Below are 15668 nucleotides of genomic sequence, written 5' to 3'. Positions count from 1 at the left end.
TCCCGCCTCTCATGCCGGTCGCGTCGAGGTGGTCGTAGGTTGGTGGTCCGCACCGACGTTCGCTGTCCCGCACGCCGGCGGCGCGCCCAGTCGTAGCCGCCACCGTGCCCCGTCGCCGGTGAGCCGGACGATCGCCAGCGGCTCGACGTCCAGTTGCCGGAACGTCGCCAACGGCAGGTCGAGGGCGTGGACGATCGCAACCCGGAGCACGATCGGGTGGGTGACGGCGGTGATCCGCTGGCCACGGCCGCGCTGCCCGTCCAGCCAGCGGCCGACCCGCTCCCGCAGCGACCGGACTGATTCCCCTCCGTGCGGCGCGGCGTCCGGTGCGGACAGCCACTCGCGCAGCGCCTGGGGCTGCTCGGTGCCGACCTCCTCCAGCAGCCGTCCGGACCAGTGTCCGTAGTCGCAGTCGGCCAGCGCCGCTTCGATGGTGGGCGTCAGGCCGAGGGCGTGTGCGGTCTGGGTGGCCGCCGCCGCTGGACTGGACAGGCAGACGTCGGTGGCGCCCAGGATCGACCGCTGGACCGGCGCGGCGGGGGCCAGGGCGAGGGCGGCTCGCAGGCCGCCCTCGTCCAGGCTGTCGTTCCTCCCGCCGAACCGGGTCCGCCGCAGGGCGGCGGTGTGACCGTGGGCAACCAGCCGCAGGCTGGTGGCGGTCACGTGCTCAGGGGTGCGTTGGCGGTTCCGCGACGCCGTTTGTGGTTCATCAGGGCCGCGAACAGCAGGCCGATTCCGGTCCAGAGCACCACCTGGGTGCCGAGGGAGGCCAGTCGGAAGTCCCACAGCAGGGTGGCGGGGAAGTCGTCCGGGACCTCCTGGAACGACGGCAGCACCACGTAGGACACCGCGGTGACCAGCAGGAATCCGCCGAGGGCCGTGGTGGCCCGAAGCCACTGTGGCGCCTCGTCGCCGAGCGCTCGGTAGCCCAGCGAACCGGCCCAGACCGCCACCAGGCCGAGCACCACCATCAGCAGGTAGGTGCCGGTGCGCTGGTCGATGGTGGCCGGGTCACCGACGGCCGGGGGATTGGCCGGGTACTTGATGAACGGCACGATCACCACGCCGAGCAGCGCGGCACCGGCCAGCAGCAGACCCGACCGTCCGTCGTCGTAGGCCCGCCGCCGGCGAGACAGCAGGACGTACGCGGTGGCCAGCAGGCCACCCATCGCGGCGCCGAACAGACCGGTGGCCAGGAACAGGCCGCCACGCTGGCCAGACCTGCTGACCAGGGCATCCTCGTGATCGTGTCCGCCACCGGCGGGCTCGGCGTGCGTCGCCGCCTCCTCGATGGCGATGGCCGCCTCGACGTGTGGTTCACCGGCGACGTAGGCGAACGTTCCGGCGAGCAGACCCGCGGCCAGGCCGGCGAGCAGCCCGCGAAGGAGAACGCTGACGAACGTGGGCGCGGCCCTGGTGGCGGTCAGTGGCACGGGACACCGAGCAGGTGCCGACCGTCGTGCATCAGCTCGTGCAGGTACATCCCGCTGCGCGAGACCGCCCCCTGGTCAAAGGCGACGAGATAGGCCAGCAGCGTGAGCACGGCGACGGCGGCCAGAACCGTCCACAGGAGACGGGTAGTGCCAGCGGGATGCACCAACGGCTGGCTGGAAGTGGAGCTGGACATGCGTACGCGAACCTCCTCGGGGATGACGCGTCCCCATCGCAAGGCTGCGGACGACCGAGTGTCCTGGCTCGCGGCCCTTCCCGTAGAGGATGGGACCGCTCACAGTGGCGCGACCGCGCCGGATTCACACCGGCTTCCCTCGCGTCGCCGCAGATAGTGGGTCGACCGTATCGGTGCCGGTCCGAACGGTCAACCCGGTCCCCGCGGCATCGGGGTGGACGGTCTCAGGCGTCGGTGACGGCCATCACCAGTCCGGCCACCGACACGCCCGGGACCGACATGTGGGGTGTGACAACGGCGTCCCTCCCTATATATGGTGTCGAGTGCAGCTGGTTCGGCCGCTCATCCAGGGGGTCGAGGCAAGAGGGAACCTGGTGGAAATCCGGGACTGCCCCGCAGCGGTGAGTGGGAACGACCGCCGTCATCAGCACTGGGCCGCCAAGCGGCCTGGGAAGCGACGGCCAGTAGGAGACCGGCGAGTCCGGTCGTGCCCGCAAGTCCGAAGACCTGCCAGCGCGCCGTGCACCCGCACCCGGGTGGGCGGCGGTCCGACGCCGCGTGGGACGGCTGACGCCACCTGACCCACGCCCGTCGGCGTGGCGTCCGCCGGTGTCTGTCTCCTCGTGTCCGAGGGCCATCAGGTCTCGAACTCGCGAGGAGTGAGTAGTGACGGTCACCCAGGTAGCTCCGGTCACCGGCGACCCGGCCCCGCCCGGCCGGCGGCGGACGCAGATGCATGTCCGCAAACGCGACGGCGCCAGCGAACCGGTGGACGTGAACAAGATCGTCCGAGCGGTCGAGCGGTGGACCGACGACCTCACCGACGTCGACCCGCTGCGGGTGGCGACCCGCACGATCAGCGGCCTGTACGACGGCGCGACAACGGCCGAACTGGACCGGCTGTCCATTCAGACCGCCGCCGAGATGATCGGCGAGGAACCGCAGTACTCCCGCCTCGCCGCCCGGCTGCTGGCCGCCTACGTCGACAAGGAGGTCCGCCGGCAGGGCATCACCTCGTTCAGCGCGGCGATCCGGATCAGCCACGCCGAGGGCCTGATCGGAGACGACACCGCCGCGTTCGTCGCCACGCACGCCCGTATCCTCGACGATGCCGTCGACCTGGGCGGCGATCGGCGGTTCGAGTACTTCGGCCTGCGCACGGTGTACGACCGGTATCTGCTGCGCCACCCGAGCAGCCGGCTGGTGCTGGAGACCCCGCAGTACTGGCTGCTGCGGGTGGCCTGCGGGTTGTCCCGTACGCCGAACGAGGCGGTCGACTTCTACCGGCTGATGTCCAGCCTGGCCTACCTGCCCAGCTCGCCGACGCTGTTCAACTCCGGTACCCGGCACACCCAGATGTCCTCCTGCTACCTGGTCGACTCCCCGCGCGACGAGTTGGACTCGATCTACCAGCGGTACGCCCAGGTCGCCAACCTGTCCAAGTTCGCCGGCGGCATCGGCATCGCGTACTCCCGGGTCCGGTCCCGGGGCTCGCTGATCCGCGGCACGAACGGGCAGTCCAACGGGATCGTGCCGTGGCTGCGCACACTGGACGCGAGCGTCGCGGCGGTCAACCAGGGCGGCCGGCGCAAGGGCGCGGCCTGCGTCTACCTGGAGCCGTGGCACCCGGACGTCGAGGAGTTCCTGCAACTGCGGGACAACACCGGCGAGGACGCCCGGCGTACCCACAACCTGAACCTGGCCAACTGGATCCCGGACGAGTTCATGCGCCGTGTCGAGGCCGACGAGCTGTGGTCGCTGTTCGACCCGCACGAGGTACCGGAACTGCCCGACCTGTGGGGGGAGCGGTTCGACGCCGCGTACCGGGCGGCCGAGGCGCAGGGCCGCTACGTGCGGCAGGTCCCGGCGCGGGAGCTGTACGGGAAGATGATGCGCACCCTGGCCCAGACCGGCAACGGGTGGATGACCTTCAAGGACGCGGCGAACCGGCTGTGCAACCAGACCGCCGAGCCGGGCAACGTGGTGCACCTGTCCAACCTCTGCACCGAGATCATCGAGGTGTCCAGCGACGCCGAGACCGCCGTGTGCAACCTCGGCTCGGTGAACCTCGCCGCCCACCTCACCGACGGCGGCGTCGACTGGGAACGGCTGCGCGCCACGGTCCGTACCGCGGTGACGTTCCTCGACCGGGTCATCGACATCAACTACTACCCGACCCCGCAGGCGGCGGCGAGCAACCCCCGCTGGCGGCCGGTCGGGCTCGGGCTGATGGGCCTGCAGGACGTGTTCTTCGCGCTGCGGCTGCCGTTCGACTCCCCGGCCGCCCGGGAGCTGTCCACCCGGATCAGCGAGGAGCTGTACCTGACCGCCCTGGAGACGTCCGCCGAGCTGGCCCGCCGTTTCGGCGCGCACCCGGCGTACGGGCAGACCCGGGCAGCGCGGGGGCAGTTGCAGCCCGACCTGTGGGGGGTCGAGGGAACGCAGACCGCACGGTGGGCCGAGCTGCGGGAGCGCGTCGAGGCCCACGGGCTGCGCAACTCGCTGCTGGTGGCCGTCGCCCCGACCGCCACCATCGCGTCGATCGCCGGATGTTACGAGTGCGTCGAGCCGCAGGTGTCCAACCTGTTCAAGCGGGAGACGCTGTCGGGGGAGTTCCTCCAGGTCAACACCGCTCTGGTACGCGAGCTGAAGACCCGTGGCCTGTGGACCGACCGGATCAGGTCGGCGATCAGGCGCGCCGAGGGGTCGGTGCAGGACATCGCGGAGCTGCCGACCGACGTCCGGGAGCTGTTCCGCACCGCCTGGGAGCTGCCGCAGCGGGCGCTGATCGACCTGGCCGCCGCCCGCGCACCGTTCATCGACCAGTCCCAGTCGCTGAACCTGTTCCTGGCCTCGCCCACCATCGGCAAGCTCTCCTCGATGTACCTGTACGCCTGGAAGGCCGGGCTGAAGACCACCTACTACCTGCGTTCCCGCCCCGCCACCCGGATCCAGCAGGCCACCGTCGCGCCCACCGCCGTCGCCCTTGTCGCACCCGTGGCCACCGACGCGGAGGCACTGGCCTGCTCGTTGGAGAACCCCGAGTCGTGCGAGGCCTGCCAGTGACCGCCGCCCACACCACCACCGACACGAGGACCACGCACATGCTGCTCGACCCCGGGATGGACCTCACCCTCCGCCCGATGCGTTACCCGCACTTCTTCGACCGGTTCCGCGACGCCATCCGCAACACCTGGACCGTCGAGGAGGTCGACCTGCACGCCGACCTCGCCGACCTCGACAAGCTCTCCCCGGCCGAGCGGCACCTGGTCAGCCGCCTGGTGGCCTTCTTCGCCACCGGCGACACCATCGTCGCCAACAACCTCGTGCTCAATCTCTACCAGCACGTCAACAGCCCCGAGGGTCGCCTCTACCTGTCCCGGCAGCTGTTCGAGGAGGCGGTACACGTCCAGTTCTATCTCAACCTGCTCGACACGTACGTGCCCGACGAGACCGAGCGGTTCGCCGCCTTCGCGGCCATCGAGAACATCCCCTCGATCCGCCGCAAAGCCGAGTTCTGCTTCCGCTGGATCGACTCCCTGAACGATCTTCGGGAGCTGCGGACCCGCGAGGACCGCCGGACGTTCCTGCTCAACCTGGTCTGCTTCGCCGCCTGCATCGAGGGGTTGTTCTTCTACGGCGCCTTCGCCTACGTCTACTTCCTGCGCTCCCGTGGCCTGCTCCACGGCCTGGCCTCCGGCACCAACTGGGTGTTCCGCGACGAGTCCATGCACATGGCCTTCGCATTCGACGTCGTGGACACCGTCCGTCGCGAGGAACCCGACCTGTTCGACGACGACCTCGCCGACCAGGTCCGCCAGATGCTCACCGAGGCAGTCGAGTGCGAGGTCCAGTTCGCCGAGGACCTGCTCGACCACGGTGTGCCGGGACTGACCCTGACCGACATGCGGGAGTACCTCCAGCACGTCGCCGACCGGCGCCTCGCCCAACTCGGCATCGCCCCGCACTACGGGTCGGCCAATCCGTTCGCCTTCATGGAGTTGCAGGACGTGCAGGAGCTGTCCAACTTCTTCGAGCGGCGGGTGTCGGCGTACCAGGTCGGGGTCAGCGGCACCGTCGCCTTCGACGACGACTTCTAGCCCTGACACGACGAAGCCCCGGACCGCTGACGACAGCAGGCCCGGGGCTTCGGTCCGCGGTGCCCTCGCACCGACCAATTGGCCGGCTGGACAGCGTGGTTGGATGGTCCGGTGCAGTTCACCGTGACAGACGCGCCGACGCGGGAGCGGTTCGAGGCGCGCGACGAGGCGGGCGTGGTCGCCGGGGTGGTCACCTACCAGCTGACCGGCACCATCATCGTCTACACCCACACCGAGGTTGATCCGGCGTTCGAGGGCAAGGGCGTCGGGTCGACCCTGGCTCGTGCCGTGATGGACGACGCGCGGGCCAAGGGTCGGACCGTGGTGCCGATCTGCCCGTTCCTCGCCGAGTGGCTGGGCAAGCACCCGGAGTACGAGGGCATCGTGGCCCGATCGACCCGCAAGGTCAAATAGCTCCGGGTGCGGATGCCGGACGACGGCGGCCGTAGGCGGAAGGTTCAGTGTGCGGCGACCTTCCAGTAGCCGCAGAAGTAGACGCGGTCCTTGGCCATGCCCCGTTCGGTGCACAGATGCCGGCGGACGGTCGTGACCATTGCGGACTCACCCGCCACGAAGGCGTACGGCGTGCCGGCCGGCAACGCCAGCTCACGCAGCGTGCGGATCACCACAGCACTGCCGCCCGCCGGTGTGCCGCCGCGGTGCAGCCAGGTCAGCGTGACACCGGCGGGCGTGCGTACCTCGATCTCGTGTTCCGTGGAACCCACCTCGATCAGCGCGATCGCCCGGGTCCCCGGCGGCAGCGCCTCGACAGCCGCGGTGATCGCCGGCATGGCGGTCTCGTCGCCGATGAGCAACTGCCACTCGGTGTCCACGGGCGGGGCGTAGTCGGAGCCGTCACTGAGCACGCCGATCGGGTCGCCGGGTGCGGCTCTCCGCGCCCAGGCGGAGGCCGGTCCGCCGTCGCCGTGGAGCACGAAATCGATGTCCAGCTCCCGCCGTCCGGCGTCCAGGCGCCGGACCGTGTAGTTGCGAACCACCGGCCGCAGCTCGGCCGGCATGGCCTGCAGGGCGGGCCACCACTGCTCGGAGTCCGGCAGGTGCAGTTCGGCGCCGGGTGCGGTGAGGAAGATCCGCGCCAGCTGGTCCGGTCCGCCGTAGCCGAAGCGGTCGATCTCCATGCCGGTCAGCGTGATACGCCGCAGATGAGGTGTGAGCGGCCGGTTGGCGACGACCTCGGCGAGCATCGGGCGTTTGATCAGCCCGGCCTCGACCGGAATGGTGGCGACGGTCATGTGCCGCTCCTTTGTGGATCGTGAGCCATGTCCTGGTCCGAAGTTAGGCTAGCCTAGCCTCGCTTTGGCGCTCGGAGAACCCCCGCCGCCCTGGTCTGCTCACTCCCGCTGTGGCCGACTGGGTCGCAGGGGTTGATCACGAAGGGCTCTCATGTTGGTGTGTTAGCTTAGCCTCCCCTAACCTAGTGCTGGAGTTCAGAACCATGCGCCAAAACCGCTTCCTGACCGGGGTCGTCGCCCTGGCCGCAACGTTGGCGCTCGCCGCCTGCGGCGGATCATCAAAGGACGAGGACGCCGCCGCCGGCAGCAGCACCGCAGCGTTCCCGATCACGATCAAGCACGCGCTCGGCACGACGACCATCAAGGAGAAGCCGAAGCGGGTCGCAACCGTGGCCTGGGCGAATCACGAGGTTCCGCTTGCCCTCGGCATCGTTCCCGTGGGAATGGCGAAGGCCAACTTCGGCGACGACGACGGCGACGGCATCCTGCCGTGGGTGGCCGAGAAGCTCAAGTCGCTCGGCGGGACCGCGCCGGTGCTGTTCGACGAGAACGACGGCATCAACTTCGAGGCCGTCGCGGACACCCGGCCCGACGTCATCCTTGCCGCCTACTCGGGCCTGACGGCGCAGGAGTACGAGACCCTGAGCAAGATCGCTCCGGTCGTCGCCTACCCCGAGGGGCCCTGGGCCACGGCGTGGCGCGACACCATCAAGCTGGAGAGCCAGGCCCTCGGCCTGGCGAAGGAGGGCGACGCGCTCATCGCCGACTTCGAGAAGCAGATGACCGACGCCACCGCGAAGTACCCGCAGTTGGCGGGCAAGTCGGCGATGTTCATGACGCACGTCGACCCGACCGACCTGAGCAAGATCGGCTTCTACACGACGCACGACACCCGGGCCCAGTTCTTCGCCGACCTCGGCCTGAAGGTGCCGGGCAGCATCGCCACGCTCTCCGCCGGCACGGACAAGTTCAGCCTGAACCAGAGCGCCGAGCAGATCCAGGTCTTCAACGACGTGGACGTCATCGTCGCCTACGGTGACGACAAGCTCCTCGCCGCCGCGCAAGCCGACCCGCTGCTGTCGAAGATCCCCGCGATCAAGCGCGGGTCGGTGGTCATGCTCTCCGGCACCACTCCGCTGGGCACCGCGGCGAACCCGACCCCGCTGGCCATCCCGTTCGTGCTGAACGACTACGTCGCCATGCTCGCCAAGGCTGCCGACCAGGTGTCATGACCCAGCTCGACTCGCGTGCCCTGCCGGACGTCGCCGTGGTGCGGCGTCCGGCACGGGTACGCCTGCTGTGGTTTCTCGTCGCGGCCGCGGTGCTGCTGGCGCTCATGGCGGCATCGGTCGCGCTGGGTTCCCGCAACGTCGGCTGGTCCGACATCCTCGCCGCGTTCCGGGGCGTGGACGAGACCATGGAACAGGCCGCCGTCACCAAACGGATCCCGCGGACCCTGCTCGCCGTGATCGTCGGCGCGGCGCTCGGCCTGGCCGGGGCGGTGATGCAGGGCGTGACCCGCAACCCGCTGGCCGACCCCGGAATCCTGGGCGTGAACATGGGGGCGTCGCTCGCCGTCGTCACCGGAATGGTCATGTTCGGCCTCTCCTCGCCGACCAGCTACCTCTGGGTGGCGATCCTCGGCGCCGGCCTCGCGGCTGTCTTCGTGTACGCCGTCGGCTCCCTGGGACGCGGTGGCGCCACGCCGCTCAAGCTCGCGCTCGCGGGCGCTGCCACGTCCGCCGCGCTCGCGTCGCTGATCAGCGCCTTCGTGCTGCCCCGCAACGACGTCGCCGGCAACTTCCGTTCCTGGCAGATCGGCGGGGTCGGCGGTGCCACCTACGACAGCATCCGGCAGGCCCTGCCGTTCCTCGCCGTGGGTCTGGTGATCTGCCTCCTGTCGGGTCGGGCCCTGAACTCGCTCGCGCTCGGTGACGACCTCGCGGCGGGGCTCGGCGAGCGGGTCGCCGTGGTGCGGGGCATCGCGGGTGCCGGTTCCGTGCTGCTGTGCGGCGCCGCCACGGCGGTCGCGGGGCCCATCGGGTTCGTCGGCCTGGTCGTCCCGCACGTGTGCCGCCTCCTCATCGGGCTCGACCACCGGTGGCTGCTGCCGTTCTCCGCGCTCCTCGGCGCGTCGTTGCTGACCGCAGCCGACGTCGTCGGACGGGTGGTGGCACGCCCAGCGGAGATCGATGTGGGCATCGTGACGGCGCTGATCGGCGCCCCGTTCTTCATCTACATCGTCCGTCGGCAGAAGGTGCGCGAGCTGTGAGCACTGCGACTCTCGAGGCCGTCACCCACGGCCGGGTCCGCCGTACCCGTCGACGGCGCGGCGTGCTCATCGTGCTGGCCGTCCTCGTCGTCGCGGCGTTCGCCGTCTCGTTGATGGCGGGACGCACCTTCTATCCGCCAGCCGACGTCCTGGCGGTGATCGCCGGCGAGGACGTCCCCGGGGCCTCCTTCACGGTGGGCACGCTCCGCCTGCCGCGGGCGGTCCTCGCGATTCTGGCCGGGGCCTGCTTCGGGATCGGCGGCGTCACCTTCCAGACGATGCTGCGCAACCCGCTCGCCAGCCCCGACCTCATCGGCATCAGCTCCGGCGCGAGCGCCGCGGCCGCCTTCGCGATCGTGACGCTGCACCTTGGTGAGGCCGGCGTGTCCGCCTTCGCGATCGTCGCCGGGCTGGCCGTGGCGCTGGTCATCTACCTCCTGTCGTTCAAGGACGGCGTCGCCGGCACCCGCCTCGTCCTGATCGGCATCGGCATGGCCGCCATGCTCGACAGCCTGACCGCGTACGTCCTGACCCAGGCCGCCGAATGGGACCTGCAGGAGGCCCTGCGCTGGCTGACCGGCAGCCTCAACGGCGCCACCTGGGAGGAGACCGTTCCGGTGGCCATTGCTGTGGCCGTCCTGGTCCCGGTGCTGCTGAGCCAGGCCCGCAACCTCGCCATGATGCAGCTGGGCGACGACACCGCGGCGGCGCTCGGGGTCCGCCTCGAACGCACCCGGATCCTGGTCATCATCGCGGCCGTCGGCCTGATCGCCTTCGCCACCGCGGCGACCGGGCCGATCGCCTTCGTGGCATTCCTCTCCGGCCCGATCGCCGCCCGGATCATCGGCCCGGCCGGGTCGCTGCTGCTGCCGTCCGCCCTGGTCGGCGCCCTCCTGGTGCTGGTAGCGGACTTCGTCGGCCAGTTCGCCTTCGACACGCGCTACCCCGTGGGTGTCGTCACCGGCGTGCTCGGCGCGCCCTACCTCATCTACCTGCTCATCCGTACGAACCGCGCGGGAGGCTCGCTGTGACCACCACTCATACGCTCGCGGTCGAGAGTCTCATGCTCGGCTACAAGGACCGCGTCGTCATCGAGTCGCTCGACCTCGTCGTGCCGCCCGGAAAGATCACGGCGATCGTCGGCGCCAACGCGTGCGGCAAGTCGACCCTGCTGCGATCGATGTCACGCCTCCTCGCGCCCCGCGCCGGCCACGTCCTGCTCGACGGCAAGCAGGTGCACCGGCTGCCGGCCAAGCAACTGGCCCGTACCCTCGGCCTGCTTCCCCAGTCACCGACGGCGCCGGAAGGGATCACCGTGGCCGACCTCGTCGGGCGCGGGCGCAATCCGCATCAGCGCGCACTCTCGCGCTGGAGCAGGGAGGACGACGCCGCCGTGGCGGCGGCCCTGGACGCGACACAGACGGCGGACCTCGCGGACCGCTCGGTCGACGAGCTCTCCGGCGGCCAGCGGCAGCGGGTCTGGATCGCCATGGCCCTGGCCCAGCAGACGGACCTGTTGCTGCTCGACGAGCCGACGACATTCCTCGACGTCAGCCATCAGGTCGAAGTCCTCGACCTGCTCACCGACCTCAACCTGACGCGCGGAACGACGATCGTCATGGTGCTGCACGACCTCAACCTGGCCGCCCGGTACGCGGACCACCTCATCGCGCTGGCCGCCGGTAAGCTGCACGCCGCGGGAGAGCCGGCGCAGGTCCTGACGCAGGAGTGCGTCCGCGCCGTGTTCGGCCTCGAAAGCCAGGTCATCATCGATCCGACGTCGGAGAAGCCGCTGATGCTGCCGATCGGCCGCCATCACGTCATCCCGTCCGCCGTCCGGCCGGCTGACGCCCTCGCCCCGCTCGCCGGGTCCTGACCCTCATGGCAGGCGACGACATCAGCAGTGGCATGCTGCTGCGCCGCGTCCTGCGCCGCCAGCGCGGCCGGGTGGTGGCGGGCACCGCGCTGCTCTGCACCCACCAGGCCACCGAGGCCCTCGTCCCGGTCGCCATCGGCGTGATCATCGACCGCGCGGTCGCCACCGGGGATGTGCGCGCGCTGGTGCTCTCGCTCGCCGGTCTTGCCGTCCTCTTCACCGTTCTCGCCTTCGCCTACCGATCCGGCGCCCGCCTGTCATACGCCGCCCTGGAGAAGGAGGCACACGCCGTACGGGTCGAGATCGCCAGGAGTGCCCTGGACCCGCGCGGACACCGCTCCGGCATGCGGGACGGGGATCTGCTGGCGGTCACCGCCTCCGACGCCGAGTTGTCCGCGCTCGTGGTGCGGGTCGCGGGGCTCTCCGCCGCGGCGATCACCGCCCTCGTGGTCGCGGCCGTCGCGCTGCTCATCGTCGACGTTCCGCTCGGGCTCGGGGTGCTCATCGGCGTACCTCTGGTGGTCTTCGCCCTGCAGCGGATGGCGCCGTTGCTCACCCGGCGCAGCGCATCGCAGCAGGAGGCTCTCGCTGCCACAACCTCGCTCGCCGTCGACCTCGTCACCGGTCTACGCGTGCTGCGCGGCATCGGCGCACAACACCACGCCGCACGCCAGTACGCGGCCGCCAGCCGCCACGCCCTCGACGTCACCTTGCGTGCCGCCACCACGAAGGGCCTGCACCTCGGGCTCACCACCACGGTCAACGGACTCTTCCTCGCGACGGTCGCCGGCGTCGCCGGCTGGCTCGCGCTGCAGGGCCGGCTCACCATCGGCGAGCTCGTCGCCGTCGTCGGGCTGGCCCAGTTCATCGCCGAGCCCGTGCAGACGCTCGGATACTGCGTGCAGGTGTTCGCCATGGCGCGCGCGTCGGCGGGACGGGTCGCCCGGATACTCGGTGCCGCGCCGCTCATCCGGCCGGGTACCGCCGGGACGCCTGCTCCGAGCCCGTCGCGGCTCGCCCTCGACAAGGTCGGGTACGCCGGGCTCGACGGAGTCTGCGTACAGGTCAACGCCGGTGAGGTCCTGGGCGTGCTCGCCTACGACCCGAGCGAGGCCGAGGCGCTGGTCGCGCTGCTGTCCGGCCGGGTGCCCCGGGAGGACTACCAGGGAACGCTGTACGTCGACGGCGTGCCCGCCGAGGAGCTGCACATCGACGCCCTGCGCAGCACCGTCCTGGTCGAGCAGCATGACGTGGCGTTGTTCGAAGGGACGCTGCGCGCCAATCTCGCCGCCGGTGCCAGCATCGACGAGACCGTCCTGCACGCCGCGGTGCGGGCCGCGGCGGCCGAGGACGTGCTGGCCGCGCACCCGCACGGGATCGACCGCGTGCTCACCGAGCGAGGGGCGAACCTGTCCGGCGGGCAGCGACAGCGGATCGGGCTCGCCAGGGCACTCGTCGCCGACCCGCCGGTGCTGGTGCTGCACAACCCCACCACGGCGGTCGACGCCGTGACCGAGGTGCTGCTCGCCGAGGGATTGGCCTCCGCTCGCGGGGCGGCGGCCCGGGGCACGGTGCTCATCACCAACAGTCCAGCCCTGCTGCGGATCACGCACCGGGTGGCTGTGATCGACCGTGGGCGGGTCATCGCCGAGGGCTCGCACGACCAACTGCTCGCCAGCGACGCCCGCTACCGGGAGGAGGTCCTGCGGTGACCGATGAGCCGACCATGATTGGTGCCGAATCCCGGCAACTGCTGCCGACGGCCACCGCCCGGCAGACCTGGGCCGCCCTCCGCGCCGAATTCGCCCGGCTGCCCGGGCTCAGCGCCGTCGCCGTGACGCTGCTGGTCGCCGCGGCCGCGACCGGGCTCGTCGCCCCCTGGGTGCTCGGCCGGCTCGTCGACGACGTCATGGCCGGGTCCGACACGGCACGGATCGTGGCCTGGGCCGGTGTGATCGCGGGCGCCGCGGTGCTCGCCGGCCTGCTCACCGCGGCCGGGGCCGCGGTCGCCGCTCGCCTCGGCGAGACCGTGCTCGCCCGGCTGCGGGAGCGGGTCCTCGACCGCGCCCTGCACCTGCCATCCGCCACCCTGGAGCGTGCCGGGACCGGGGACCTGATAGCACGCGCCGGCGACGACGTGGCCGTGGTGACGAATGTGATCGCCACCAGCGGCCCTGCCTTTCTCGGCGCGCTCCTGTCCATCGTGCTGACCGCGGCAGGGCTCTTCGTCCTCGACTGGCGGCTCGGCCTCGCCGGGCTGGCCGCGGCCCCGGCGTACGCGTTGGCGCTGCGCTGGTATCTGAAGCGGTCGGTTCCGTACTACGCCCGCGAGCGAGTGGCGACCGGCGAGCGAGCACAGGCGATGGCCGGGGCACTTCGCGGCGCGGCGACCGTCCGCGCGTACCGGATGGAAGACGCCCACGTCGCTCGCATCGCCGATCGCTCTGCCACTGCCCGCGACCTGTCGCTGGAGATCTTTGGCCTGCACACGCGATTCGGGCTGCGGATCAACCGGTCGGAGTTCGTGGGGCTTGCCGCCGTGCTGCTCGCCGGTTTCCTGCTGGTTCGCGACGACCTGTCCACCGTGGGAGCGGCCACCACTGCCGCGCTCTACTTCCACCGCCTGTTCAACCCGATCGGCCTGCTGCTGCTCGAGTCCGATTCGGTGCTGCAGGCCGGGGCAAGCCTCGCCCGGCTCGTCGGCGTCACGTCACTGCCCGACTCCGCCTCCCCCGAGGGCTCCGTGCCCGCTCGCCCAGGACCGTCCGCGACGGTGGGGACGGGGGAGCCTGAGCCTGCGGCGCTGGAGGTGGTCATCGCGCGGCACTGCTACGACGACGGACCCGTCGTGTTGCAGGACATCGCCCTGCGTCTCGCGCCCGGGGAACGTGTCGCTCTCGTCGGGGCGAGCGGAGCGGGCAAGAGCACGCTCGCCAGCATCACCGCCGGAATCATCGCGCCCGCCGACGGGTCGGTGTGCCTGCGAGGCGTACCGCTGGCGCACCTGGGCGAGCACCGCGTTCGTCGGGAGATCGCCCTGATCAGCCAGGAGGTGCACGTCTTCGCCGGGCCGCTCCGAGATGACCTGCGCCTCGCCGACCCGGACGCCACCGACGCCGAGATGACCGCCGCCCTCGACCTCGTCGGCGCCACCGCCTGGCTGCGCACCCTGCCGGACGGCCTCGCCACCAGCGTGGGGGAGGGCGGCCGGCACCTCACCGCCGCCCAGGCCCAGCAGCTCGCCCTCGCTCGCCTCGTCCTCGCCGACCCCTTCGTCGCGATCCTCGACGAGGCCACCGCGGAGGCCGGCAGCGCGGGCGCGCGGGACCTCGACCGTGCCGCAGCGGCGGCCACCGAGGGTCGTACCACGCTGATCGTCGCCCACCGCCTCAGCCAGGCGGCCACCGCGGACCGCGTCGTTGTCCTGGAGCACGGGCACGTCGCCGAGCAGGGCACGCACGACCAGTTGCTGGAGGCCGGGGGAGGGTACAGCCGGCTGTGGCGTTCCTGGAGCACGCCCGATCTCGCGGTGCCGTCCTCGTCCGGCCCGCTCGTCTGACTCGATTCGCCGAGCTGTCCCGGCCCGGGCACACGAACCGGAGTGGGTCACCCGACAGAAACGGCGGGCCGGACGTGCGGCACCAGCGGGAACCGCCATGATGAGCCGGTGAAGATCCTGTCCATCCAGTCGTCCGTCGCCTACGGCTACGTCGGCAACTCGGCGGCCGTGTTCCCCCTTCAGCGGCTCGGCCACGAGGTCTGGCCGGTCCTGACGGTCCACTTCTCCAACCACACCGGGTACGGCGCATGGCGTGGGCCGATGCTGGCACCGGCCGACGTGGCCGAGGTGATTGCCGGCATCGCGGACCGCGGGGCCCTCGGCAGCGCCGACGCGGTGCTGTCGGGCTACCAGGGTGACCCGGCGATGGGTGCGGTGATCCTCGACGCGGTGGACAAGGTCAAAGCGGCCAACCCGGACGCGGTGTACTGCTGCGACCCGGTGATGGGCGATGCCGGCCGCGGGATGTTCGTCCGGGCAGGCATCCCGGAGTACCTGCGGGACGTCGTCGTCCCGCGCGCCGACATCATCACCCCGAACCAGTTCGAGCTGGACTTCCTCGCCGGCCGTACGACGAACTCGCTGGCCGACTTGTTGGACGCGGTCGACGTGGTGCGCGAGACGGGGCCGCGGCACGTCCTGGTCACCAGCGTGCTCCACGGCGACGTGCCGGTGGGCTCGCTGGAGGTGGTGGCCGTCTCGGACGAAGGCGCCTGGGCGGTGACCACGCCCCTGCTGCCGATCAACCCGAACGGCGGGGGTGACGTCACCGCAGCGCTGTACCTGGCGCATCTGCGGACGACTGGCTCACCCGCGACGGCGCTGGAACGCACCATCGCCTCCGTCTTCGCCGTCCTCGAGGCGACCCTCGCGGCGGGCACCCGGGAGATCCAGCTGATCGCGGCCCAGGACGCGATCGCCGAGCCGCCAGCCCGGTTCACCGCCCGACGGCTACGCTGACGCGCCTCGTCCGGAGCAGCA

At 71.1% G+C, this 15668-nt stretch carries 14 protein-coding genes and 2 riboswitches; of the genes, 10 read left to right on the top strand and 4 right to left on the bottom strand.

All coding sequences use genetic code 11. The features are described from left to right. Positions 1-9 precede the first annotated feature (9 nt). From OG990_RS14120 to OG990_RS14110, 3 genes are read right to left on the bottom strand one after another with little or no spacing between them, the layout of a single operon-like run. Positions 10-663: a histidine phosphatase family protein gene (locus tag OG990_RS14120; protein WP_406080844.1), complete on the bottom strand. Its 654-nt coding sequence runs from the start codon at positions 661-663 to the stop codon at positions 10-12. Continuing rightward, positions 660-1433, bottom strand: a complete 774-nt coding sequence (locus OG990_RS14115; RefSeq protein ID WP_406080843.1) for a CbtA family protein — start codon at positions 1431-1433, stop codon at positions 660-662. The genes OG990_RS14120 and OG990_RS14115 overlap by 4 nt, the downstream gene beginning before the upstream one ends. Beyond that, a complete protein-coding gene (locus tag OG990_RS14110) occupies positions 1424-1627 on the bottom strand; it encodes a CbtB domain-containing protein (RefSeq protein ID WP_328417630.1) in 204 nt (67 codons plus the stop codon). The genes OG990_RS14115 and OG990_RS14110 overlap by 10 nt, the downstream gene beginning before the upstream one ends. A gap of 58 nt (positions 1628-1685) precedes the next feature. Then, a riboswitch (cobalamin riboswitch) is annotated at positions 1686-1765 on the bottom strand. A gap of 175 nt (positions 1766-1940) precedes the next feature. After that, a riboswitch (cobalamin riboswitch) is annotated at positions 1941-2157 on the top strand. 202 nt (positions 2158-2359) lie between these two features. Here OG990_RS14110 and OG990_RS14105 point away from each other — a divergent pair. From OG990_RS14105 to OG990_RS14095, 3 genes are all read left to right on the top strand, one after another. Beyond that, the gene (locus OG990_RS14105) at positions 2360-4693 is read left to right on the top strand and encodes a ribonucleoside-diphosphate reductase subunit alpha (protein ID WP_406081752.1); all 2334 of its coding nucleotides are present in this window, start codon (positions 2360-2362) and stop codon (positions 4691-4693) included. Between the two features lie 38 nt (positions 4694-4731). Further along, a complete protein-coding gene (locus OG990_RS14100) occupies positions 4732-5727 on the top strand; it encodes a ribonucleotide-diphosphate reductase subunit beta (protein ID WP_406081750.1) in 996 nt (331 codons plus the stop codon). A 111-nt stretch (positions 5728-5838) separates the two neighbouring features. Continuing rightward, entirely contained in the window at positions 5839-6141 is a 303-nt protein-coding gene (locus OG990_RS14095; RefSeq protein ID WP_386992256.1) for a GNAT family N-acetyltransferase, read from the top strand. 44 nt (positions 6142-6185) lie between these two features. Here the strand turns inward: OG990_RS14095 and OG990_RS14090 are convergent, their stop codons facing one another. After that, entirely contained in the window at positions 6186-6980 is a 795-nt protein-coding gene (locus tag OG990_RS14090; RefSeq protein ID WP_406080841.1) for a siderophore-interacting protein, read from the bottom strand. Positions 6981-7165: 185 nt separating this feature from the next. Here OG990_RS14090 and OG990_RS14085 point away from each other — a divergent pair, with 185 nt between their 5' ends. The 7 genes from OG990_RS14085 (at position 7166) to pdxY (ending at position 15647) form a co-directional block, all read left to right on the top strand. Then, complete coding sequence (locus tag OG990_RS14085) at positions 7166-8212, top strand: iron-siderophore ABC transporter substrate-binding protein (RefSeq protein ID WP_406080840.1); 1047 nt, start codon at positions 7166-7168, stop codon at positions 8210-8212. Continuing rightward, positions 8209-9252, top strand: coding sequence for a FecCD family ABC transporter permease (locus OG990_RS14080; RefSeq protein WP_406080839.1), 1044 nt, complete (start codon positions 8209-8211; stop codon positions 9250-9252). The genes OG990_RS14085 and OG990_RS14080 overlap by 4 nt, the downstream gene beginning before the upstream one ends. After that, the gene (locus OG990_RS14075; protein ID WP_386992248.1) at positions 9249-10283 is read left to right on the top strand and encodes a FecCD family ABC transporter permease; all 1035 of its coding nucleotides are present in this window, start codon (positions 9249-9251) and stop codon (positions 10281-10283) included. The genes OG990_RS14080 and OG990_RS14075 overlap by 4 nt, the downstream gene beginning before the upstream one ends. After that, on the top strand, positions 10280-11128 hold the full coding sequence (locus tag OG990_RS14070) for an ABC transporter ATP-binding protein (protein ID WP_406080838.1): 849 nt from the start codon (positions 10280-10282) through the stop codon (positions 11126-11128). Before OG990_RS14075 ends, OG990_RS14070 begins: the two co-directional genes overlap by 4 nt. Before the next feature lie 5 nt (positions 11129-11133). Further along, positions 11134-12840 carry an ABC transporter ATP-binding protein gene (locus tag OG990_RS14065; RefSeq protein ID WP_406080836.1) on the top strand — a complete coding sequence of 569 codons (1707 nt, stop codon included), beginning with the start codon at positions 11134-11136 and terminating at the stop codon, positions 12838-12840. Positions 12841-12854: 14 nt separating this feature from the next. Beyond that, complete coding sequence (locus tag OG990_RS14060; RefSeq protein ID WP_406081748.1) at positions 12855-14687, top strand: ABC transporter ATP-binding protein; 1833 nt, start codon at positions 12855-12857, stop codon at positions 14685-14687. Positions 14688-14795: 108 nt separating this feature from the next. Continuing rightward, positions 14796-15647, top strand: coding sequence for a pyridoxal kinase PdxY (pdxY, locus tag OG990_RS14055; RefSeq protein ID WP_328417614.1), 852 nt, complete (start codon positions 14796-14798; stop codon positions 15645-15647). Positions 15648-15668 lie beyond the last annotated feature (21 nt).

The organism is Micromonospora sp. NBC_00858, from assembly GCF_045207365.1.
GTDB lineage: Bacteria > Actinomycetota > Actinomycetes > Mycobacteriales > Micromonosporaceae > Micromonospora.
The sequence above is the reverse complement of the archived record's forward strand: the minus strand, read 5'-3'. Positions and strand labels throughout refer to the sequence as shown.